Origin of the sequence: Serratia ureilytica (assembly GCF_013375155.1) — a bacterium.
Taxonomy (GTDB): Bacteria; Pseudomonadota; Gammaproteobacteria; order Enterobacterales; family Enterobacteriaceae; genus Serratia; species Serratia ureilytica.
Genome location: NZ_JABXOF010000005.1, coordinates 227,805 through 251,393, shown reverse-complemented (window position 1 = coordinate 251,393; position 23,589 = coordinate 227,805). Strand labels below are relative to the sequence as shown.

General features: G+C 62.4%; 18 protein-coding genes. 16 read left to right on the top strand and 2 right to left on the bottom strand.

All coding sequences use genetic code 11. The features are described 5' to 3' along the window. Positions 1-735 precede the first annotated feature (735 nt). The 14 genes from HWW83_RS11695 (at position 736) to HWW83_RS11630 (ending at position 18,086) form a co-directional block, all read left to right on the top strand. Entirely contained in the window at positions 736-2,172 is a 1,437-nt protein-coding gene (locus HWW83_RS11695; protein ID WP_033644112.1) for a sensor histidine kinase, read from the top strand. Between the two features lie 3 nt (positions 2,173-2,175). Next, the gene (gene qseG, locus HWW83_RS11690) at positions 2,176-3,048 is read left to right on the top strand and encodes a two-component system QseEF-associated lipoprotein QseG (protein WP_176589314.1); all 873 of its coding nucleotides are present in this window, start codon (positions 2,176-2,178) and stop codon (positions 3,046-3,048) included. Then, positions 3,045-4,385: a two-component system response regulator GlrR gene (gene glrR / locus HWW83_RS11685; RefSeq protein ID WP_033644111.1), complete on the top strand. Its 1,341-nt coding sequence runs from the start codon at positions 3,045-3,047 to the stop codon at positions 4,383-4,385. Before qseG ends, glrR begins: the two co-directional genes overlap by 4 nt. Before the next feature lie 130 nt (positions 4,386-4,515). Beyond that, entirely contained in the window at positions 4,516-6,138 is a 1,623-nt protein-coding gene (locus HWW83_RS11680; protein ID WP_033644110.1) for an NAD+ synthase, read from the top strand. Between the two features lie 11 nt (positions 6,139-6,149). Beyond that, positions 6,150-6,488 (top strand): nitrogen regulatory protein P-II, encoded by a 339-nt coding sequence (gene glnB, locus HWW83_RS11675; protein WP_004847623.1) that lies wholly within the window; start codon positions 6,150-6,152, stop codon positions 6,486-6,488. A 406-nt stretch (positions 6,489-6,894) separates the two neighbouring features. After that, on the top strand, positions 6,895-7,818 hold the full coding sequence (locus HWW83_RS11670) for a LysR substrate-binding domain-containing protein (RefSeq protein ID WP_176589313.1): 924 nt from the start codon (positions 6,895-6,897) through the stop codon (positions 7,816-7,818). A gap of 115 nt (positions 7,819-7,933) precedes the next feature. Continuing rightward, a complete protein-coding gene (locus HWW83_RS11665) occupies positions 7,934-9,397 on the top strand; it encodes a gamma-aminobutyraldehyde dehydrogenase (protein ID WP_042785220.1) in 1,464 nt (487 codons plus the stop codon). Positions 9,398-9,470: 73 nt separating this feature from the next. Beyond that, positions 9,471-10,625: a putative ABC transporter substrate-binding protein YdcS gene (ydcS, locus tag HWW83_RS11660; RefSeq protein ID WP_033644107.1), complete on the top strand. Its 1,155-nt coding sequence runs from the start codon at positions 9,471-9,473 to the stop codon at positions 10,623-10,625. A 53-nt stretch (positions 10,626-10,678) separates the two neighbouring features. Continuing rightward, positions 10,679-11,707 (top strand): ABC transporter ATP-binding protein, encoded by a 1,029-nt coding sequence (locus tag HWW83_RS11655; RefSeq protein WP_033644106.1) that lies wholly within the window; start codon positions 10,679-10,681, stop codon positions 11,705-11,707. Between the two features lies 1 nt (position 11,708). Continuing rightward, a complete protein-coding gene (locus HWW83_RS11650) occupies positions 11,709-12,653 on the top strand; it encodes an ABC transporter permease (protein ID WP_176589312.1) in 945 nt (314 codons plus the stop codon). Further along, on the top strand, positions 12,643-13,449 hold the full coding sequence (locus HWW83_RS11645; protein ID WP_016929774.1) for an ABC transporter permease: 807 nt from the start codon (positions 12,643-12,645) through the stop codon (positions 13,447-13,449). The genes HWW83_RS11650 and HWW83_RS11645 overlap by 11 nt, the downstream gene beginning before the upstream one ends. Before the next feature lie 35 nt (positions 13,450-13,484). Further along, the gene (patD, locus tag HWW83_RS11640) at positions 13,485-14,909 is read left to right on the top strand and encodes an aminobutyraldehyde dehydrogenase (protein ID WP_033644104.1); all 1,425 of its coding nucleotides are present in this window, start codon (positions 13,485-13,487) and stop codon (positions 14,907-14,909) included. Between the two features lie 85 nt (positions 14,910-14,994). Next, positions 14,995-16,905 carry an NAD(P)-binding protein gene (locus HWW83_RS11635; RefSeq protein ID WP_176589311.1) on the top strand — a complete coding sequence of 637 codons (1,911 nt, stop codon included), beginning with the start codon at positions 14,995-14,997 and terminating at the stop codon, positions 16,903-16,905. Beyond that, positions 16,902-18,086: a c-type cytochrome gene (locus HWW83_RS11630; protein WP_033644102.1), complete on the top strand. Its 1,185-nt coding sequence runs from the start codon at positions 16,902-16,904 to the stop codon at positions 18,084-18,086. Before HWW83_RS11635 ends, HWW83_RS11630 begins: the two co-directional genes overlap by 4 nt. Before the next feature lie 37 nt (positions 18,087-18,123). On the opposite strand, the gene hmpA is transcribed toward HWW83_RS11630, so the two are convergent. Continuing rightward, positions 18,124-19,314, bottom strand: coding sequence for an NO-inducible flavohemoprotein (gene hmpA / locus HWW83_RS11625; RefSeq protein WP_176589310.1), 1,191 nt, complete (start codon positions 19,312-19,314; stop codon positions 18,124-18,126). 357 nt (positions 19,315-19,671) lie between these two features. Between hmpA and glyA the strand changes: the two genes are divergently transcribed. After that, positions 19,672-20,925, top strand: coding sequence for a serine hydroxymethyltransferase (gene glyA / locus HWW83_RS11615; RefSeq protein ID WP_025303922.1), 1,254 nt, complete (start codon positions 19,672-19,674; stop codon positions 20,923-20,925). 156 nt (positions 20,926-21,081) lie between these two features. Beyond that, a complete protein-coding gene (locus tag HWW83_RS11610; protein ID WP_033644100.1) occupies positions 21,082-22,227 on the top strand; it encodes a 3-phenylpropionate MFS transporter in 1,146 nt (381 codons plus the stop codon). Here the strand turns inward: HWW83_RS11610 and csiE are convergent, their stop codons facing one another. Further along, positions 22,228-23,493 carry a stationary phase inducible protein CsiE gene (csiE, locus tag HWW83_RS11605; RefSeq protein WP_103101658.1) on the bottom strand — a complete coding sequence of 422 codons (1,266 nt, stop codon included), beginning with the start codon at positions 23,491-23,493 and terminating at the stop codon, positions 22,228-22,230. Positions 23,494-23,589 lie beyond the last annotated feature (96 nt).

Genomic DNA, 23,589 nt, shown 5'->3' with positions numbered 1-23,589 from the left:
AACAGGTTTGACTTTAGTTGTCGGCGTTTGGCGACAGGGTGGTGTTTTTTTCATCGTGCATTGGTGCTGATTGGGTGCATGGATTTACCTTTTTTTATTTATTATCAAATAAAATCATTATGTTATGATTTTTATTGCAAAGTTGGCACGTAACGTGCATTATTCTCGGCGGCTGCTCATTCACCTTTTTATGACGGTGCCGTAATTAGACGGCAAATTACCTCATAAGCCTCCGAATGATGCCAAAGAAATGGTGCCTATCGTCCAACTAAACCGATAACAGACCGCGCAAGCGGCTTTATCAAGCATCGGGCGACACGTGGAGTGAGGCACCGCCTGTATCCAACTGTGATGAAGGGTTCATCAATCCTGGATACTTACGGATGCTATTCGTCCCGTTCGATGCCAGCCGCTGCGCTACATCACCCTGGGGACGAGGTTCAAGGGCATCCACACTTTCCTTGCGTTGGGGCAAGTTTCTTGCCCCGATGTCATTTCTCAACGCTGCGCTTATCCCTGTTTCGTTACCTATGCTCTCGAACGCAGACGTTATCCCCACGCTATCGCTTTTGCACCGGTTGATGTTACCGAGGCCGCATGCCGTCGGCAGGCCAGGCCTATGGGCGCGTTTCACCGAACCCGCAACTTTTTCCTTGTGCGTTCAGGATTCTCCCTTGCCGGGCTTTTCTCTTTCCGGCGAGTCAGTTAGCATCGTGACAGAGCTGAGAGAATGAGATGATTTCGTTGAAAAAATGGCGTTTATTCCCCCGTTCGCTGCGGCAATTGGTGCTGCTGGCGTTCCTGTTGGTGCTGCTGCCGCTGTTGGTGCTGGCCTATCAGGCCTACCAGAGTCTGGATCACCTGAGCGCGCAGGCGGCGGACATCAACCGCACCACGCTGGTGGACGCGCGGCGCAGCGAGGCGATGACCAGCGTGGCGCTGGAGATGGAGCGCAGCTATCGTCAGTACTGCGTGCTGGTTGAGCCCACGCTGCAGAAGCTGTACCAAAATCAGCGCAAGCAGTATTCGCAGATGCTGGACGCCCACGCGCCGATTCTGCCGGACGAGCGCTACTACCAAACGTTGCGTCAGTTGCTGACCCAGCTGGCGGCGATCAAGTGCCATAACAGCGGGCCGGACCAAGAAGCCTCCGCCTTGCTCGAGTCGTTCTCGCGCTCCAATGCCGAAATGGTGCAGGCCACGCGCGCGGTGGTGTTCTCGCGCGGCCAGCAGCTGCAGCAGGCCATCGCCGAGCGCGGCCAGTTCTTCGGCTGGCAGGCGCTGCTGCTGTTCCTGGTCAGCGTGCTACTGGTGGTGCTGTTCACCCGCATGATCATCGGGCCGGTCAAGGCCGTGGAGCGGATGATCAACCGCTTGGGGGAAGGGCGCGCGTTGGGCAGCACCGCATCATTCAAAGGGCCGCGCGAGCTGCGTTCGCTGGCGCAGCGCATCATCTGGCTGAGCGAACGGCTGGCGTGGCTGGAGTCGCAGCGCCACGAGTTCCTGCGCCATATCTCGCACGAATTGAAAACGCCGCTGGCCAGCATGCGCGAAGGCACCGAACTGCTGGCCGACGAGGTGGCGGGGCCGCTGACTTCCGACCAGAAAGAGGTGGTGACGATCCTCGACAACAGCAGCCGCCACCTGCAGCAGCTGATTGAACAACTGCTGGATTACAACCGCAAACTGGCCGATGGCCCGGCGGAGCACGAGAACGTCGAGCTGCGCGAGATGGTCGATTTGGTGGTCGCCGCGCACAGTTTGCCGGCGCGGGCGAAGATGATTTCCACCGAAATCGCGCTGGAAGCGGAAATCTGCTGGGCAGAGCCTACGCTATTAATGCGCGTGCTGGATAATCTCTACTCCAATGCGGTGCACTACGGCAAGGAATCCGGTAACATTTGGATCCGCAGCCGTCAGGTTGGACAACGGGTGCAAATCGACGTCGCCAATACCGGCACGCCGATCCCCGAGGCTGAAAGAGCCATGATTTTCGAGCCTTTTTTCCAGGGTAGTCACCAGCGAAAAGGGGCGGTAAAAGGAAGCGGACTGGGGTTGAGCATCGCTCAGGACTGTATCCGTCGCATGCGCGGTGAGCTGCAACTGGCGACGGTCGCCGGTGCAGACGTCTGCTTCCGCATTGAACTGCCGTTAACCGCCGAGAATGAATAAATAATGTACACATGGTCTAAACGCCTTCGTCTTTCACAGACCGAACGTTCACCGCGTGCCACGCACAGAGCGCCGCTCGGCAAACGCCCGATCACCTGGCTGGGCGCCGTTTTCTTTATGCCGCTGTTGCTGGCGGGCTGCGTCGATCGCGCCGTCAGCGGCGGATTGAGCGCTCAGCAGCAAGAGGCGATCCCGGATACCAAGGTGATCGATTACCGCACCGCGGCTTGCGATACCCTGTGGCAATTGGACGACAAGGACGCGCTGGATAACGCGCTCTACTGGCTGCGCGCGATGGACTGCGCCGATCGCATCGGCTCGACCCAGGCGCGTGCGCTGGCGAAAACGGTGCCGGGCGACAGCTGGTCCGGCGTTTTCAAACAGAGCATCCTGCTGGGGAGCGCACAGCCGACCTCCGGTGAACGCCGCCAGATGCTCGACAGGATCAACAGTTACCGGATGGAGTTCCCCGGTTCGCTACGTCCGTTGACGCAGCTGTGGCGCCAGCAGCAGATGCTGCAGATCACGTTGTTCGATGAGAGAGCGCGTTATCAGCATCTGCAGGAGAGCAGCGACAGCCAGATCGATTCGCTGCGCCAGAATCAGGCGCGCCTGCAGTCGCAGCTGCAGGACACCTCGCGCAAGCTGGAAAACCTGACCGATATCGAACGCCAGCTCTCATCGCGCAAGCAGCTGCAAGGGGAAATCCCGGAAAACGGCGCGGGCCAGCAGAAGGGCGACGCCGCCGGTAAAAGCGGCGCGGCCGCCAAAGGCGCTGAAACGCAGGACGAACTGGAAAAAGGCACCGCGCTGCCGGTTGAACCGGAAGACACCTATACGCCGCACCCCGCCAATAAGGAGTCCCACGCGCAATGACCGCACGCAAACCGGCCAACCTGTTATTGGTTGACGACGATCCCAGCCTGCTGAAGCTGCTGGGCATGCGCCTGACCAGCGAAGGTTTTCACGTCACCACCGCCGAAAGCGGCCAGGAAGCGCTGCGCCTGTTGGCGCGCGAACAGATCGATCTGGTGATCAGCGATCTGCGCATGGATGAGATGGACGGCATGGCGCTGTTCGCCGAAATCCAAAAGCATCAGCCGGGCATGCCGGTGATCATTCTTACCGCGCACGGTTCGATTCCCGATGCGGTGGCCGCCACCCAGCAGGGGGTGTTCAGCTTCCTCACCAAACCGGTGGATCGCGATGCGCTCTATAAGGCCATCGACGAGGCGCTGTCGCTGTCGGCCTCCCCCGCGGGTGACGACGCCTGGCGCGAAGACATCGTCACCCGCAGCCCGTTGATGCTGCGCCTGCTGGAGCAGGTGAAAATGGTGGCCCAGTCCGACGTCAGCGTGTTGATCAACGGCCAGAGCGGCACCGGCAAAGAGGTGTTGGCGCAGGCGATCCACGCCGCCAGCCCGCGCGCGGGCAAGGCGTTCATCGCCATCAACTGCGGGGCGCTGCCGGAGCAACTGCTGGAGTCCGAACTGTTCGGCCACGCCAAGGGCGCCTTCACCGGCGCGGTCAGCAGCCGCGAAGGGCTGTTCCAGGCGGCGGCGGGCGGCACGCTGTTCCTCGACGAGATAGGCGACATGCCGCTGTCGCTGCAGGTGAAACTGCTGCGCGTGCTGCAGGAGCGCAAGGTGCGGCCGCTGGGCAGCAACCGCGATCTGGACATCGACGTGCGCATTATCTCCGCCACCCACCGCGATCTGCAAAAGGCGATGGCGAAGAACGAGTTCCGCGAAGATCTCTACTATCGCCTCAACGTGGTGAATCTGAAGATCCCGGCGCTCAACGAGCGCGCCGAAGACATTCCGCTGCTGGCCAATCACCTGTTGCGCGAAGCGGCTCAGCGGCACAAGCCGTTCGTGCGCAGCTTCTCGACCGACGCCATGAAGCGGCTGATGACCGCCAGCTGGCCGGGCAACGTGCGTCAGTTGGTCAACGTCATCGAGCAGTGCGTGGCGCTGACTTCGGCGCCGGTGATCAGCGAGGCGCTAGTGGAACAGGCGCTGGAAGGGGAAAACACCGCGCTGCCGACTTTCGCCGAAGCGCGCAACCAGTTTGAGTTGCACTATCTGCGCAAACTGCTGCAGATCACCAAGGGCAACGTGACCCAGGCCGCGCGCATGGCGGGCCGCAACCGCACCGAGTTTTACAAATTGCTGTCGCGCCACGAGCTGGACGCCAACGATTTCAAAGAATGACAGATTCCCGCCGGCGCCTGCCACGCAGGTTCTCAACAAATCCGGCGGAATGATTTACACTCCGTTCTCTTTGCCGCGGCGCGCCCCGGCGTAGAGCACCATGGAACGTATTAAGCGGGATCGTACACAAATGAGCAGATCACTTTCCATCGCCCTGGCCCAGCTGAACCTGCTGGTCGGCGACATTGAAGGCAACACCGAACGCATGTTGCAAATCGTGCAGGAGCAGCAGAAGGCGGGAGCCGATCTGGTCATGTTCACCGAACTGGCGCTGTCCGGCTACCCGCCGGAAGACCTGCTGTACCGCAATGATTTCTATCAGCGCTGTGATGCGCAGCTGCTGCGCCTGCAGCAGGCCTCCGCCGAGACGGCGATCCTGGTCGGCCACCCGTGGCGCGAAGGCGACAAGCTGTACAACGCGCTGTCGCTGTTTGCCGAAGGCCGCCTGCTGACCCGCTACTTCAAACAGCAGTTGCCGAACTACGGCGTGTTCGATGAGAAGCGCTATTTCCACGCCGGCAACGACACCTGCGTGGTGGAACTGAAAGGCTACCGTCTGGGGCTGCTGATTTGCGAAGATCTGTGGTTCCCGGAGCCGATCGACGCCGCCAAGGCCGCCGGCGCGGAGATTATCCTGTCGATCAACGCCTCGCCGTATAACCGCGAAAAACCGTATATCCGCAAAACGCTGATGGCCGGCCACTGCCAGCGCACCCAGCTGCCGCTGGTGTACCTCAACCAGGTCGGCGGCCAGGATGAGCTGATTTTCGACGGCTGCTCCAAGGTCTTCGACGCCGCCGGCACCATGACCCACCGTCTGGCGGCCTTCGACGAGCAGGTCACTCGCCTGGAATTCAACGAGCTGGACGTGGTGCCGATGGCCGATCCGGCCGCTGAGTTGCCGCAGCTGGCGCAGGTGTATCAGGCGCTGGTGCTGGCGGTGCGCGACTACGTGACCAAGAACGGCTTTAAAGGCGCGGTGCTGGGGCTGTCCGGCGGCATCGACTCGGCGCTGACGCTGGCGATCGCCGTGGATGCGTTGGGCAAAGACAAGGTGCAGGCGCTGATGATGCCGTTCCGCTATACCGCGGATATCAGCATCGCCGACGCCAAGGAAGAAGCGGAAATCCTCGGCGTGGAGTTCGATATCGTCTCCATCGAGCCGATGTTCGATGCCTTTATGGGCCAGCTGTCGCCGATGTTCGCCGGCACCGAGCGCGACACCACCGAAGAGAACCTGCAGGCGCGTTGCCGCGGGGTGGTGCTGATGGCGCTGTCCAACAAACGCCGCAGCATCGTGCTGACCACCGGCAACAAGAGCGAAATGGCGGTCGGTTACGCTACGCTGTACGGCGATATGGCCGGCGGTTTCGACGTGCTGAAGGACGTGCCGAAAACGCTGGTGTTCAAGCTGTCCGAATACCGCAACACCGTCTCCTACGTGATCCCGCAGCGGGTGATCGATCGTCCGCCGTCCGCCGAGCTGGCGCCGGATCAGGTCGATCAGGACAGCCTGCCGCCGTACGATATCCTGGATGCGATCCTGGAAGGCTACGTTGAGCGCGACAAGTCGGTCGCCGATCTGGTGGCCGAAGGCTTCGACGAAGCGATCGTGCGCAAGGTGATCCGCCTGGTGGACATCAACGAATACAAGCGGCGTCAGGCCGCCGTCGGGCCGCGCATCACCGCCCGTAACTTCGGCAAAGACCGCCGCTACCCCATCACATCCGGTTTTGGCCGCAAAAATTGGTAAAAGGAAAGAAGATGAAAAAGATCGACGCGATTATCAAGCCGTTCAAACTGGATGACGTCCGCGAAGCGCTGGCCGAAGTGGGCATCACCGGCATGACGGTCACCGAAGTCAAAGGCTTCGGCCGCCAGAAGGGCCACACCGAGCTGTACCGCGGCGCCGAGTACATGGTTGACTTTCTGCCGAAGGTGAAGATCGAGATCGTGGTTGCCGACGACATCGTCGACACCTGCGTGGAAACCATCATGCAGACGGCGCAGACCGGCAAGATCGGCGACGGCAAGATCTTCGTCTTCGACGTGGCGCGCGTGGTGCGCATCCGTACCGGCGAGCAGGACGAAGAAGCGATCTGATCTTCCGCAGGATCATCGGCCATCAGGGCGCAGCTTGCTGCGCCCTTGTCATTTCTGTCCCCCGCACATCGCACTTCTTCGCCTCATTGTTCCCCCCATTTTTGCCTGTCGGCATTCTAAAAAAGCGAACGCTATCGCGTTTTTGATACTTTTCCCGATCGCTTCTCTCGCGAGATCTACAATCAACGTAACTATTTTGATTAAGGTGATCCCCAATGAATTTCAAGTTGCGGCTAGGCGGCAAGGGCGTGCATCCCCAGGAGCTTACTCAAGTAAGTGACTGGGGGGACAAATCTGCCGGGAGCAGATTTGAACGCTGCTCGCAGCGGCCCGTTAGGGCGTGGCCTACGGATGGGCCACGTAATAGCACGCAGACAACAACGCAGCGGCTTGAAAGGCGATGGGGATGATGACGTTACGCCAAATCCGCCACTTTATCGCGGTGGCGGAAACCGGGTCGATCTCCGCCGGCGCCCAGGCGGTGTTTGTCTCCCAGTCTTCGCTGACGCTCGCTATCCAGCAGCTGGAAACCGAGATCGGCGTGCGGCTGTTCGATCGCCATGCCAAGGGCATGACGCTGACCCATCAGGGGCATCAGTTTCTACGCCAGTCGTATCTGATCCTGGCGACGGTGGACAACGCCAAGCGCAGCCTGCAGATCGGCACCGAAAGCCTGACCGGCAAGCTGACCATCGGCGTCACCAGTCTGGTGGCGGGCTACTTCCTGGTGGAACTGCTCACGCGCTTTAAATCGGCCTATCCCAACGTCACCGTGCAGGTGGTTGAAGACGAACGCCCGTACATCGAGCATCTGCTGGTCAGCGGCGAGATCGACATCGGCGTGCTGATCTTGTCGAACATCGAAGACCGCGACGCGCTGCAGACCGAGGTGCTGATGCACTCGCCGTATCGCCTGTGGCTGCCGCCGCTGCACCCGCTGCTGGAGCACGAGAGCATCAGCCTGGCGGACGTGGCTAAACAGCCGCTGATCCAGCTCAACGCCGATGAAATGGACGTGCACGCGCGGCGCATCTGGGCGCGCGCCGGGCTGAAGCCGGAGATCGCCATGAAGACCGCCTCGACCGAGGCGGTGCGCAGCCTGGTGGCGGCGGGGATGGGGGTGTCTATCCAGCCGGACATGGCGTACCGCGCCTGGTCGCTGGAAGGCAACATGATCGAGGCACGCAAACTGGACGATCTGCTGGAGCCGCTGGATATCGGGTTGGCGTGGCGGCGCGGCAGCGCGCGGCCGGAACTGGTGACGCCGTTCATCACCATCGCGCGCGAGAACGGCAGCAAACACGCCGCCGGGCTTAAGCATTCGATTTAATCGAACGCGGCGTTCAGTATTTAGAATTTGTTGCCCGCCAGAGGCTCGCTTAGGCTGATTAAAACTAACTTATTCACATTTGGTTAACGTTTTTGTCACTTAGGGGCGTCAGGCGATGGCAGATGTGCAAGTTCTCTCAGGTTTGTCCTGTCAGCAGTTCATTAACGGTCAGCTTATCGACGGCGAAGGCCAGCAGGAATGCATCGTCAATCCGGCCAACGGCGAGACGCTGATCGCCCTGACCGAAGCCTCTTCGGCGCAGGTTGGCAGCGCGGTGAAAGCCGCGCAGCAGGCATTTGGCCACTGGTCGCGCACTACACCGGCCCAGCGCGCCACGCTGCTGTTGCGCATTGCCGACGCCATCGAGAGGCAGGCGCCGCAGCTGGCGCAGCTGGAGGCCCTCAACTGCGGCAAACCGCTGCATCAGGCGCTCAATGACGATCTGCCGGCGGCGGTCGACGTGTTCCGCTTCTTCGCCGGCGCGGTGCGTACGCAGCAAGGGCAGCTGGCCGGCGAATATGTGCCCGGCCACACCTCGATGATCCGCCGCGATCCGATCGGCGTGGTGGCCTCGATCGCCCCCTGGAACTATCCGCTGATGATGGCGGCGTGGAAGATTGCGCCGGCGCTGGCGGCGGGCAATACCGTGGTGTTTAAACCCTCCGAGCATACGCCGCTGACCATTTTGGCGCTGGTGCCCGCGCTGCAGGAGATCCTGCCGCCGGGCGTGCTGAATATCGTCTACGGCGGCGGTGAAGGGGTCGGCAGCCAGCTGGTGGGGCACCCGCAGGTGCGGCTGGTGTCGGTCACCGGCGATATCGTCACCGGGCAAAAAATTCTTCAGGCGGCGGCCAAAAGCGTTAAGCGCACCCACCTGGAACTGGGGGGCAAGGCGCCGGTGATCGTCTGTGACGACGCCGATCTCGACGAAGTGGTCAACGGCATTCGCACCTACGGCTATTACAACGCCGGTCAGGACTGCACCGCCGCCTGCCGCATCTACGCGCAGGCGGGCATCTATCCCAAGCTGGTGGACGCGCTGGGCGAGGCGGTTGCCAGCCTGCGCTTTGCCCGCAAGCGCGATCAGGACAACGAGATCGGCCCGTTGATAAGCAGCCGCCAGCGCGATCGCGTCGCCAGCTTTGTCGAGCGGGCGCTCAGCCAACCGCATATCGAATTGATCACCGGCGCCGCGGCGCACTCCGGGCCGGGATTCTACTATCAGCCGACCCTGCTGGCGGGCTGCCTGCAAAGCGACGAGATCGTGCAGCGCGAGGTGTTTGGCCCGGTGGTCAGCGTCACGCGCTTCGAGCATCTGGCGCAGGCGGTCGAGTGGGCCAACGACTCGGAATACGGGCTGGCTTCGTCGGTGTGGACGCAAAATATCGATCGGGCGCTGCACATCGCCGCCCATCTGCAGTACGGCAGCACCTGGATCAACACCCATTTCACCTTGGCGAGCGAAATGCCGCACGGCGGCCTGAAACGCTCCGGCTACGGCAAGGATCTGTCCAGCGATTCGCTGCAGGATTACAGCGTTGTCAGGCACGTAATGGCGAAGTTCAAAGCCAGCTTCTAGCGGTTCTATAAAGCAAAATCGGGCGGCAGCCGTTCCCTGCCGCACACAGATACGCAACACAGGGGTAATTACGATGAGAAAAACTACCGCAGTCACCACCACCGTCTCCGCGCTCTGTCTCACCGTGCTGTGCGGCCTGGCTCAGGCGGCCGATCTGCCGCAGTCGCTGGGCAAAGGCGAAGGCCGGCTGGACATCATCGCCTGGCCCGGCTACATCGAACGCGGCCAGTCCGACAAAAACTACGACTGGGTCACCCAGTTTGAGAAGCAAACCGGCTGTGCGGTGAACGTGAAGACCGCCGCCACCTCCGATGAAATGGTCAGCCTGATGGCCAAGGGCGGCTACGATCTGGTGACCGCCTCCGGCGACGCCTCGCTGCGCCTGATCTTCGGCAAGCGGGTGCAGCCGATCAACACCGCGCTGATCCCGAACTGGAAGAACATCGATCCGCGCCTGCTGAACGGCGCCTGGTATACCGTGGACGGCAAAACTTACGGCACGCCGTACCAGTGGGGGCCGAACCTGCTGATGTACAACACCAAAACCTTCCCGACGCCGCCGGACAGCTGGGCGGTGATCTTCCAGCAGCAGAACCTGCCGGACGGCAAGAGCAACCAGGGGCGGGTGCAGGCTTACGACGGCCCGATCTACATCGCCGACGCGGCGCTGTTCCTGAAGGCCACCCAGCCGCAGCTCGGCATCAGCGATCCTTATCAGCTCAACGAAGAGCAGTATCAGGCGGCGCTGAAGCTGCTGCGCAGCCAGCACGCGCTGATCCACCGCTACTGGCACGATACCTCGGTGCAGATGAGCGACTTTAAAAACGAAGGCGTGGTGGCTTCCAGCGCCTGGCCGTATCAGGCCAACGCCCTGAAGGGCGAGGGGCAGCCGATCGCCACCGTGTTCCCAAAAGAGGGCGTGACCGGCTGGGCGGATACCACCATGCTGCATACCGACGCCAAACACCCGAGCTGCGCCTACCAGTGGATGAACTGGTCGCTGGAGCCGAAGGTGCAGGGCGACGTGGCGGCCTGGTTCGGGTCGGTACCGGCTTCGCCGGCGGGCTGCAAGGCCAGCGCGCTGCTGGGTGAGAAGGGCTGCGAAACCAACGGCTTCAACCAGTTCGACAAAATCGCCTTCTGGAAAACGCCTCAGGCGCAGGGTGGCAAGTTCGTGCCGTACAGTCGCTGGACCCAGGACTACATCGCCATCATGGGCGGCCGCTAAGCCGCGGGGCGCAGCCCGCTGCGCCCGAATTACATCCGTATGGAGCACAGAAAATGACCATTGCCGTGCAATTCATCGATGTTTCGCGGACTTTCGGCGATGTTCGCGCCGTGGATCGGGTATCCATCGATATTCAGGACGGGGAATTCTTCTCCATGCTCGGGCCATCCGGCTCGGGCAAAACCACCTGCCTGCGCCTGATCGCCGGCTTTGAACAGCTGACTTCCGGCTCGATTCGCATTCACGGTCAGGAAGCCGCCAACCTGCCGCCGTACCAGCGCGACGTGAACACCGTGTTTCAGGATTACGCGCTGTTCCCGCACATGTCGGTGCTGGAAAACGTCGCCTACGGCCTGATGGTGAAGGGCGTCGCCAAACGCGAGCGGCTGGCGCGGGCGCAAGAGGCGCTGGAGAGCGTGGCGCTCGGTTTCGTTGCCGAACGCAAACCGGCGCACCTGTCGGGCGGCCAGCGCCAGCGCGTGGCGTTGGCGCGCGCGCTGGTCAATCGGCCGCGGGTGCTGCTGCTGGACGAGCCGCTCGGCGCGCTGGATCTCAAGCTGCGCGAGCAGATGCAGGGCGAGCTGAAGAAGCTGCAGCGTCAGCTGGGCATCACCTTTATCTTCGTCACCCACGATCAAAGCGAAGCGCTGTCGATGTCCGATCGGGTGGCGGTGTTCAATAACGGCCGCATCGAACAGGTGGATACGCCGCGCGAGCTTTACATGCGGCCGAAGACGCCGTTCGTCGCCGAGTTCGTCGGCACCTCCAACGTGGTGCGCAGCGAGCTGGCACAGCGCCTGCTCGGCGAAAGCCGAACCTTCTCGATCCGGCCGGAACATATCCGCCTGCTGGAGCACGGCGGCGCGGCGCAGGACGAGATCCAGGTGCAGGGCACGCTGCAGGAAATCCATTACCAGGGCGCGGCCACGCGCTATGAAATCGCGCTGAACGGCGGCGAAAAGCTGCTGGTCAGCCAGGCCAATCCGCAGTGGATCGCCGCAGGGCAACAGCGGCAGATCGGCCAGCCGATCGTCGCCTGCTGGCCGCGCGCGGCGATGGTGCCGCTGCTGGAGGAGAGGTGAGATGGACATGAGCATCGATTCCCCCTCGGCGCGTGGCGGCACCGTGCGCACGCTGTCGACCTGGCTTTATCGCCGGCCGACGCTGTATCTGCTTTTGCTGCTGGTGCCGCCGCTGCTGTGGTTCGGCGCGGTGTACCTCGGTTCGCTGCTGACGCTGCTGTGGCAAGGATTTTACACCTTCGACGATTTCACCATGGCGGTGACGCCGGATCTGACCTTCGCCAACCTCGCGGCGCTGTTCAACCCGGCCAACTACGACATTATCCTGCGCACGCTGACCATGGCGGTGCTGGTGTCGCTGGCCAGCGCGGCGCTGGCGTTCCCCATCGCCTATTACATGGCGCGTTACACCAGCGGCCGCGTCAAGGCGTTCTTTTACATCGCCGTGATGATGCCGATGTGGGCCAGCTATATCGTCAAAGCCTATGCCTGGACTTTGCTGCTGGCGAAAGATGGCGTGGCGCAGTGGTTCCTGCAGCACCTGGGGCTGGAGCCGCTGTTGGCGTCGCTGCTGACGGTGCCCGGGGTCGGTGGCAACACGCTGTCGACCTCGGGGCTGGGGCGTTTTCTGGTGTTCGTCTATATCTGGCTGCCGTTCATGATCCTGCCGATCCAGGCGGCGCTGGAGCGCCTGCCGCCCTCGCTACTGCACGCTTCGGCGGATCTGGGCGCCCGGCCGGCGCAGACCTTCCGCCACGTCATTTTGCCGCTGGCGGTGCCGGGCATCGCCGCCGGATCGATCTTCACTTTCTCGCTGACGCTGGGCGACTTTATCGTGCCGCAGCTGGTGGGGCCGCCGGGTTATTTCATCGGCAGCATGGTGTACGCCCAGCAGGGCGCGATCGGCAATATGCCGATGGCCGCGGCCTTTACGCTGGTGCCGATCGTCCTGATCGCCATCTATCTTTCCATCGTCAAACGTCTGGGGGCTTTCGATGCACTCTGAACGCGCGCCCTTAGGGCTGAAGCTGGCCGCCTGGGGCGGACTTGTCTTCCTGCATTTCCCGTTGGCGATCATCGCCATCTACGCCTTCAACACCGAGGACGCGGCCTTCAGCTTCCCGCCGAAGGGCTTCACGCTGCACTGGTTCAACGTCGCCGCCGGGCGGCAGGACATTATCGATGCGGTGTTGCTGTCGGCGCAGATCGCCTGCCTGGCGACCGCCATCGCGCTGGTGCTCGGCACCCTGGCGGCGGCGGCGCTGTATCGGCGCGATTTCTTCGGCAAGGACAGCATTTCGCTGCTGTTGCTGCTGCCGATTGCGCTGCCGGGGATCGTCACCGGCCTGGCGCTGCTGGCGGCGTTCAAGGCGCTGAACATCGAGCCCGGCATCCTGACCATCGTCGTCGGCCATGCGACGTTCTGCGTGGTGATCGTGTTCAACAACGTCATCGCCCGGTTCCGCCGCACCTCGTACAGCCTGATCGAAGCGTCGATGGATCTCGGCGCCGACGGCTGGCAAACCTTCCGTTACGTGATCTTGCCGAACCTCGGCTCGGCGCTGCTGGCCGGCGGCATGCTGGCGTTTGCGCTGTCGTTCGACGAAATCATCGTGACCACCTTTACCGCCGGCCACGAGCGCACGCTGCCGCTGTGGCTGCTGAACCAGCTCGGCCGCCCGCGCGACGTACCAATCACCAACGTGGTGGCGCTGTCGGTGATGCTGTTGACCATGCTGCCGATCCTCGGCGCTTACTACCTGACCAAAGGTGGAGAAAGCGTCGCCGGCAGCGGCAAATAATTTCCTTACCCGACCTCTGATAAAAGGATAACCCTATGCAAAGCCAACTGTTGATTGACGGCCAACTGGTGAATGGCCAGGGCGCGACCCAGCCGGTGTATAACCCGGCGACCGGCGAAGTGATCGCGCAGGTGGCGGAGGCCAGCCCGGAGCAGGTCGATCGCGCGGTGCTGGCGGCGGACGCCGCGTTCGCCGCCTGGGGGCAAACCACGCCGAAGGAGCGCGCCGAGCATCTGCTCAAGCTGGCGGATCTGATCGATGAGCATGCCGAGACCTTCGCCAGGCTGGAGTCGCTCAACTGCGGCAAGCCTTATCACTGCGTATTGAATGACGAACTGCCGGCGGTGGCCGACGTGTTTCGCTTCTTCGCCGGGGCCAGCCGCTGCCTGACCGGCATGGCGGCCGGCGAGTATCTGGCCGGGCACACTTCGATGATCCGCCGCGATCCGCTCGGCGTGGTGGCTTCGATCGCGCCGTGGAACTACCCGCTGATGATGGCGGCCTGGAAGCTGGCGCCGGCGTTGGCGGCGGGCAACTGCGTGGTGATCAAGCCTTCTGAGCAGACGCCGCTGACCACCTTCAAACTGGCCGAACTGGCCGCCGGGCTGTTCCCGCCGGGCGTGCTCAACGTGCTGTTCGGGCGCGGCGCCGGCGTGGGCGATCGGCTGACCGGGCATGACAAGGTGCGCATGGTGTCGCTGACCGGGTCGATCGCCACCGGCGAGCACATTATCGCCCACACCGCCGCCGGCATTAAGCGCACCCATATGGAGCTGGGCGGTAAGGCGCCGGTGCTGGTGTTTGACGACGCCGATCTGCAGCAGGTGGTGGACGGCATTCGCGGTTTCGGCTTCTACAACGCCGGGCAGGATTGCACCGCCGCCTGCCGCATCTACGCGCAGAAAAGCATTTATCCCGAGCTGGTCAAGCGGTTGGGCGAGGCGGTGGCCAGCCTGAAGATCGGCGCGCCGGACGACGAGAGCACCGAACTGGGGCCGTTGATTACCGCCCAGCATCTGGAGCGGGTGGCCGGTTTTGTCGAGCGAGCCAAAGCGTTGCCGCACGTACAGGTGGTGACCGGCGGGGAGAAGGTGAAAGGGCCGGGCTACTACTTCCAGCCGACGCTGTTGGCCGGCGCGCGCCAGGACGATGAGATCGTGCAGCGCGAAGTATTCGGCCCGGTGGTGACGGTGACGCTGTTCGACGACGAAGAGCAGGTGCTGGCCTGGGCGAACGAATCCAATTACGGGCTGGCGTCGTCCGTGTGGACCCGCGACGTGGGCCGCGCGCATCGCTTAAGCGCCCGCCTGCAATACGGCTGCACCTGGGTGAACACCCACTTCATGCTGGTGAGCGAAATGCCGCACGGCGGCCAGAAATTGTCCGGCTACGGCAAGGATATGTCGATGTACGGGCTGGAGGATTACACGGCCATTCGTCATGTGATGTTCAAACATTGATTTTACAGTAATTATCCGCACAATAGCGCGGCCTTCGAGCCGGCTCCGGCCGGCTGATGATAATAAAAATTGAAAGGAAGCCTATATGGGTATCACCAGACGCGATTTTCTCAACGGAGTGGCGATCACCATCGCCGCCGGGTTGACGCCGCTGCAAATCTTGCGCGCGTCGCCGCAAACCGCCAATCAAACCCTGTACTATCCGCCGGCGCTGACCGGGTTGCGGGGCAACCATCCGGGCTCGTTCGAGCATGCGCACCAGTTGGGGCGCGACGGCAAAACCTTTGATTTCGGCAGCGTACCCGCCGTTGAAGAGTTCGATCTGGTGGTGGTCGGCGCCGGCATCAGCGGGCTGGCGGCCGCCTGTTTCTGGCAGCAACTGAAAGGCGAGCGGCAGCGCATTCTTTTGATCGACAACCACGACGACTTCGGCGGCCACGCCAAGCGCAACGAATTCAACACCGACGACGGCATGCTGCTCGGCTACGGCGGCAGCGAATCGTTGCAGTCGCCGCGCTCCAACTTCAGCCCGGTGGCGATGGGGCTGCTGCGCAAGCTCGGCGTCGATATCGACCAACTGGAGCAGGCTTTCGACACCACCTTCTACCCGGATTTGAATTTGAGCCGCGGGGTTTACTTCGATCGCAAGAACTTCGGCGTCGACAAGGTGGTGAGCGGCGATCCGGGGCGCACGGTGGCGGACGACATTCCGCGCGATCGGCTCAACGGCCGTTCTTATGAAGCGTTCATCGGCGATTTCCCGCTGCCGGAAAGCGATCGCCAGGCGCTGATCGCGCTACACACGGTGGAGAAGGATTATCTGCCAGAGATGACGCTGGAGCAGAAGGTCGAGTGGCTCGATACCCACAGCTATACCCAGTTCCTGCGCGAGAAGGTGGGCCTGAGCGAACTGGCGATCCGCTATTTCCAGCAGACCACCAACGACTTCCAGGCGGTGGGTATTGACGGCACCTCGTGCAGCGATGCGCGCATCTGCGATCTGCCGGGCCTTGACGGCATGAATCTGCCGCCGCTGGACGAAGAGTCGCAGGCGGATCTCGACGATCCTTACGTGTTCCACTTCCCGGACGGCAACGCCACGCTGGCGCGCCTGATGGTGCGCCAACTGATCCCGGCGGTGGCGCCGGCAGGCAAGGACATGAACGACGTGGTGCTGGCCAAATTCGACTACAGCCAGCTCGATCGGCCGGAATCGCCGGTGAAGCTGCGTTTGAACAGCACCGGGCTGCACGCGGCCAACGTCGGCGACAAGGTGGAAGTCACCTACATGACCGGCGAGAAGATGACCAAAGTGCGCGCCGGGCAGGTGGTGATGGCTGGCTACAACATGATGATCCCGTATCTGGTGCCGGAGATGTCGCACGAGCAGCAGGAGGCGCTGAAGCAGAACGTCAAGGCGCCGCTGGTGTACAGCAAGGTGGTGATCCGCAACTGGCAGCCGTTCATCAAGCTGGGCGTGCACGAGGTCTATTCGCCGGCCGCGCCGTACAGCCGCGTGAAGCTGGACTATCCGGTGAGCATGGGCGGCTATCAGCACCCGCGCGATCCGGATCGGCCGATCGGCCTGCATATGGTGTATGTGCCGACGCTGCCGGGCAGCGGCCTCAGCACGCGCGAACAGTCGCGTAAAGGGCGCGCGCTGCTGCTGGGCACGCCGTTCGAAGTGCACGAACAGATGATCCGCGAACAGCTGCAGGGCATGCTGGGCGAGGCCGGTTTCGATCATCAGCGCGACATTCAGGCGATCACCGTCAACCGCTGGTCGCACGGTTACTCCTACTTCCTCAACGGGCTGTTTGACGACGAAGACGAAGCCAAGAAAATCATCGAAACGGCGCGGCAGCCGATCGGCAAGATCGCTATCGCCAACTCCGATGCCGACTGGAGCCCGTACGCCAACTCGGCGATCGATCAGGCGTGGCGCGCGGTTAACGAACTGGCCTACGGCAAGGTTGCCGCCAAGGAGGGAGCATGAGTCTGCGTTCGCTGTACCTGTTGAGCCTGCTGGCCGCCGGCGGCTCGGCCCAGGCGATGTCGGCCGGGGAATACGTCGCCAAAGCCGGTGACTGCACCGCCTGCCATACCGCACCGGGCGGCGCCGAATTGGCGGGCGGCATGAAATTCCCGACGCCGCTCGGGGCTATCTACGCCACCAACATCACGCCGGACAAGCTGCACGGCATCGGCGCTTACTCATTCGAAGAGTTCGATCGCGCCATGCGTCAGGGGATCGCCAAAGACGGTCATCGGCTTTATCCGGCGATGCCGTACACCTCGTACGCCAAAATGAGCGCGGAAGACATGCGCGCGCTGTATGACTATCTGATGAACGAGGTGCCGGCGCAGAACGTCGCCAACCGCGCCAGCGACATCAGCTGGCCGCTGTCGATGCGCTGGCCGCTGGCGGTGTGGAACCAGCTGTTCCACGACGACCAGCCGTATCAGGCCGATCCGCAGCAAAGTGCCGAGTGGAATCGCGGCGCCTACCTGGTGCAGGGCGCGGGCCACTGCGGCAGCTGCCATACGCCGCGCGGTTGGGCGATGCAGGAGAAGGGGCTGGACGGTAAGGAACCGGTGTTCCTGAGCGGCGCCGAGCTGGACGGCTGGTACGCTTCCAACCTGCGCGGCCTGCCGCCGGAAGAGGTGACGGCGCTGCTGAAAACCGGCCGCAGCCGCCATGCGGCGGTCGCCGGGCCGATGAGCGAGGTGGTGGCCCACAGCACGCAGTACCTCAGCGAGGGCGATCTGAACGCCATCGCGGTGTACCTGCGCAGTCTGGCGCCGGGCCCCGTCGCCGGGGCCGCCTCGAAGGCTGCGCAGGCGGATAACCCGAGCGGCAAGGCGACCTATGCGATGTACTGCTCGACCTGCCACGGCAATAAGGGAGAGGGCACCGACTTCACCATCCCGGCGCTGGCGGGCAACGCCACGGTAACGGCGGACAATCCGCTGACCGCGCTGCGGGTGGTGCTGGAAGGGGCGCATACCCCGATCACGCAGCAGGCGATGGCGCTCGGGATGCCGGCTTACGGCTGGGCGTTGAACGACCGGCAGGCGGCCGACCTGATGAGCTATCTGCGGGGAAGCTGGGGCAACCAGGCGGCGCCGGTAACGGTGCAGCAGGTGCAGGACGCGCGCCAACTGCAGGCGAAATGAAGAGGGAGCGCGGTCTGACGGCCGCGCTCCGCAAGCATTACAGCACCTTATGCGGGCCGAAGCATTCGTAGTGGATGCGTTCGGCCTCTACGCCCATCTCCAGCAGCTGTTTGCCCACGAACTGCATGAAGGCCACCGGGCCGCAGAAGTAATAGTGCATCTGCGGATCGGCCAGGCTGCCTTGCAGCGCGCTCAAATCCATCAATCCGCGGCTGTGGTAGTCGCGGCCTTCCACGTCATCGGCACCCGGCTCGCGGTACCACACATGGCGGCTCAGATTCGGCATACGCCCGGCAATATCCGCTACCTCATCGGCAAAGGCGTGTACGCTGCCGTTTTCCGCCGCGTGCAGCCAGTGGACCTGCGCCTGGTGTTGGTTGTCGTGCAGGCTGTTGAGCATGCCGAGCATCGGGGTTTGGCCGACGCCGGCGGAGATCAGCGCCACCGGCGTGGTCGGCGCCACATCGAGGAAGAAGTCGCCGTGCGGCGGGGCGATGTCGATCACGTCGCCTTCCTGCGCCTGCTGGTGCAGGTAGTTGGACACTTTCCCCTGATCTTCGCGCTTCACCGCGATGCGGTAGAACTCGCCGTTTGGCGAGGTGGTCAGCGAGTACTGGCGAATTTCCTGATGCTCCAGGCTGTCGTGCTTGATATAGACCGCCAGGTATTGCCCCGGTTTGAAGTCCGCCACTCGGCCGCCGTCCACCGGTGCCAGCACGAAGCTGCAGATCACGTCGCTCTGCGGCTGTTTCTTCAGGATGCGGAATGCGCGCAGATCGCGCCAGCCGCCGTTGTCGGTTTCGCTCTGCTGATAAATCTGCTCTTCACGCTGAATAAACACGTTGGCCAGCACGCCGTAGGCTTTGCCCCAGGCGTCCAACACTTCCTGACCCGGGCTGAACATTTCGTCCAGCGTCGCCAGCAGGTGGCCGCCGACGATTTGGTATTGTTCCGGCTGGATATTGAAGCTGGTGTGCTTCTGCGCGATGCGCTCCACCGCCGGCAGCAGCGCCGCCAGGTTCTCGATGTTGGCGGCATAGGCGCAGATGGCGTCGAACAGCGCCTGACGCTGATCGCCGTTGCGCTGGTTGCTCATGTTGAAAATGTCTTTCAATTCCGGGTTGTGCGCGAACATGCGATCGTAAAAGTGGGCGGTCAGCTTCGGCCCGGTCGCAGCCAGCAGGGGAAGGGTGGATTTAACGGTGGCGATGGTTTGGCTATCCAGCATGGGAGCGCTCCTTGGGTTGGGATCTTGACGAGAATTTTAATGATGCATTTTAAATGCATCTTATTGGGTTCCACGCCGCTTGTAAATACCCTTGTTTTCGTTGCGGTGTTCTTCGGGCGTCGATCGCGCTCACAGAACATGAAAAAAGCGCATCGTTCGCATGAGGAAATGTCCGTTGATAAACGGCGGCGTTTAGCGGATCAAAGCCTTGCGCTGCCTTATGCCAATCGTTTGCGTAAAAACCTCTGTCAAGACCTATCTTCGGTGGGGCGAAACGGTTTACACTGTGGCCCAGAACCCAAACGGGTAGTTATTTGGTGATTTTTTAGTTAGCTGATTTAAGTCAGGAGATGCCGGATGTTAAAGCGTGAAATGAACATTGCCGATTACGATGCGGAACTGTGGCGTGCCATGGAGCAGGAAGTGGTGCGTCAGGAAGAGCACATCGAGCTGATCGCGTCTGAGAACTACACCAGCCCGCGCGTGATGCAGGCTCAGGGTTCCCAGCTGACCAACAAATACGCTGAAGGCTATCCGGGCAAGCGTTACTACGGCGGCTGCGAATACGTGGATATCGTTGAGCAGCTGGCTATCGACCGCGCCAAAGAATTGTTCGGCGCCGATTACGCCAACGTGCAGCCGCACTCCGGCTCCCAGGCTAACTTCGCCGTTTACACCGCGCTGCTGCAGCCGGGTGACACCATTCTGGGCATGAACCTGGCGCACGGTGGCCACCTGACCCACGGTTCCCCGGTTAACCTGTCCGGCAAACTGTATAACGTGGTGCCTTACGGCATCGACGACAAAGGTCAAATCGACTATGACGATCTGGCCAAACAGGCGCAAACCCACAAGCCGAAAATGATCATCGGCGGCTTCTCCGCTTACTCTGGCGTGGTTGACTGGGCCAAAATGCGCGAAATCGCTGACAGCATCGGCGCTTATCTGTTCGTCGACATGGCGCACGTGGCCGGCCTGATCGCCGCCGGCGTGTACCCGAACCCGGTACCGCACGCGCACATCGTCACCACCACCACCCACAAAACCCTGGCGGGCCCGCGCGGCGGCCTGATCCTGGCGAAGGGCGGCGACGAAGAGCTGTACAAGAAGCTGAACTCCGCCGTGTTCCCTGGCGGCCAGGGCGGCCCGCTGATGCACGTGATTGCCGGCAAGGCGGTGGCGCTGAAAGAAGCGATGGAGCCTGAGTTCAAGGTTTACCAGCAGCAAGTGGCGGTCAACGCCAAGGCGATGGTTGACGTGTTCCTGCAGCGCGGCTACAAAGTGGTCTCCGGCGGCACCCATAACCACCTGTTCCTGCTGGATCTGGTCGACAAAAACCTGACCGGTAAAGAAGCGGACGCCGCCCTGGGCCGCGCCAACATCACCGTCAACAAAAACAGCGTGCCGAACGATCCGAAGAGCCCGTTCGTCACCTCCGGCGTGCGTATCGGCACCCCGGCCGTGACCCGTCGCGGCTTCAAAGAAGCCGACGTGCGCGAACTGGCCGGTTGGATCTGTGATGTGCTGGACAACATCAACGATGAAGCCACCATCGAACGCACCAAGAAGAAAGTGCTGGATATCTGCGCCCGCCTGCCGGTTTACGCATAATCCCGCTTTTGCCTGAAAAAACCCGCTGCGGCGGGTTTTTTTGTGGCCGCTCGCGGCAAACTGTGAGCTGTCTGGCACTCTAACGCATTGACGTGGAATGAAGATTGCGGGCAGGTGTGAGCTCTGTCAAAGTATTGCCCTCACTCCGGAGGGATCATGGTTCTGCAATCCACGCGTTGGCTCGCGCTCAGTTATTTCACCTACTTTTTTTCCTACGGCATTTTCTTACCGTTCTGGGGCGTGTGGCTGAAAGGCGAGGGCATCGCGCCCGAAACCATCGGCATATTGCTCGGCGCCGGTTTGGTGGCCCGCTTCCTCGGCAGTTTACTGATTGCTCCCCGCGTTAAAGATCCCTCTCATCTGGTTTCCGCGCTGCGCCTGCTGGCGCTGCTGACCCTGGCTTTCGCGGTTGGCTTCTGCTTCGGCAACGGCTGGGGCTGGCTGATGCTGGTGATAGCGGGGTTCAACCTGTTCTTCTCGCCGCTGGTGCCGCTGACCGACGCGCTGGCCGCCACCTGGCAAAAGCAGATCCGCATGGACTATGGCCGGGTGCGGCTGTGGGGCTCGCTGGCGTTCGTCATCGGCTCGGCGCTGACCGGGCAACTGGTGGCGGTGTGGGGCCATAACGCCATTCTCTACAGCCTGATCCTCAGCGTGCTGGCGATGCTGCTGGGCATGCTGCTGAAGCCGAGCGTGATGCCGCAGGGCGAAGCGCGCACGCACGGCGGGGCCGAGGGTTCGCTGTGGGCGCTGTTGAAAGAAGGGCCGGTGTGGCGCTTCCTGCTGTGCGTCACGCTGCTGCAGGGCGCGCACGCCGGCTACTACAGCTTCGGCTCCATTTACTGGCAGGAGGCGGGCTATTCGGCCTCGACCATCGGTTACCTGTGGTCGCTGGGCGTGGTGGCGGAAGTGATTATTTTCGCCAGCAGCAACGTGCTGTTCCGCCGCTGGAATGCGCGCAACCTGCTGCTGCTTTCCGCCTGTTGCGGCGTGTTGCGCTGGAGCCTGATGGCCTACAGCACCGAGCTGGGTTGGCTGCTGCTGATCCAAATCCTGCACTGCGGCACCTTCACCGTGTGCCATCTGGCGGCGATGCGCTTTATCGCCGCGCGCCAGGGGCAAGAGGTGATCCAACTGCAGGCGGTGTATTCGGCGCTGGCGATGGGCGGCGGTATCGCCGTCATGACGGTCATTGCCGGGTTCCTGTTCGAACATTGGCAGGGCGGGGTGTTCTGGGTGATGGCGGCGGTCGCGGTGCCGGCCTTGTTCATCCGGCCGCCGGCGGTCAGCGTCAGCCGGTGATTAAGGGGCTTCCAGCAGCGCGCGGATGGCCTGGCGCTGGCGGTTTTCCAGCGGCAGTTCGGTATAGATCAGCGGCGGGTGCGGAGCGCTGTGCACCGCCGCGTAGGGGGTGATCACCAGCGTGACGCCCTGCGGCGCTCCGCCGCACAGATAGTCGCTCAGCGGCAGATACTTGATGTTCAGCGGCAGCAGCGTGAGCTCGCGGATCTGATATTCCACTTCCTCTTCCAACTGCGGGTTATCCAGCGTCAGCAGCAGCACCTGTTTTTCCTGCAGCGCGTTGTCCTGCATCAGCCAGGCGCCGAAGCTGATGGCCACCAGGCCCGCCTCCTCGTTGGAAAAATGCACGCCGTACTCCTGCTCCAGCGGTTTCAACGCTTCCTGCGTGGTGCGCATCAGCCGCGGGTATTTGCGCACCACTTCTTCCAGCAGCATATTGTCGATGCCGATGGCGAAACGGCAGCGCTCCAGCGCCGGCGCCAGATGGGCGAACAGCTGGCTGACCAGCTCCGCCTTGCTGCTGAAAGCCATGCCGGACAGCTGCTGGAACCGCTCGACCATGCTGTCGATCGCCGTCATCAACCGCTGCTCATGCGCCGAGTCGTTGCTGTGGTAGCTGTGGCTTTTCAACAGGGTGAAGGTCAGCGCCAGGAAATCGCGCTCGTCCGCGTGCGGCGGCTGGTTAAACAGCCGGTTGCAGGTCTGATGCAGCCAGGCGGCGGCTTGCTGCTCCAGTTTTTGCCGCAGCCAGTCGCGCTGAACGGCGTCGAAACGCGGGTGTTGCTGCAGGCGGTTTTGCCAGGCGCAGTAGAGCAGATAATGCTGCAGGAATTGGCGGTCGCGCGCGTCAAAGTGACGATTGAGCAGCGGCTCGCAGGCGTCGAGCGCCTGGGCCAACAGCGATGTCGACTCGGCATCGGCCGCCAGCGCTTGCCGCAGGCGCGGGGCGAAATCGTCTTCGACGAACCGCGGGCTGCAGCGCAGGGTGCGCCTTAGCCAATGGAGCAGGCACAGGCGTTGGTTGAGCGCGCTGCCCCTCAATCGGTAGCCATGGTCGGGATCGACGGCGATCTCCAGATGGTGGAAACGCTGGATTTCACTGGCCACCTCGGCTATATCTTGCCGGGTTATCGGGGGGGCGACGCCATTGATTCGGCTGAGGGTCTCCAGCTGTAACTCGGGCTCCGGCGTGTACAGCATCAGCAGCAGATGGCAGCGCCGTTGTTGTCCGGAGAGCTCAGGCACGGGAGAGGTGTCCAGGCTCATATCACCTTCCGGCATAAAAGGTTGCGATTATGCCTAAGCATAGCAAAAGGCGTTGTACCGGCAGGGTTAACGCGCGGCTTTTACTTCGGCTTACAA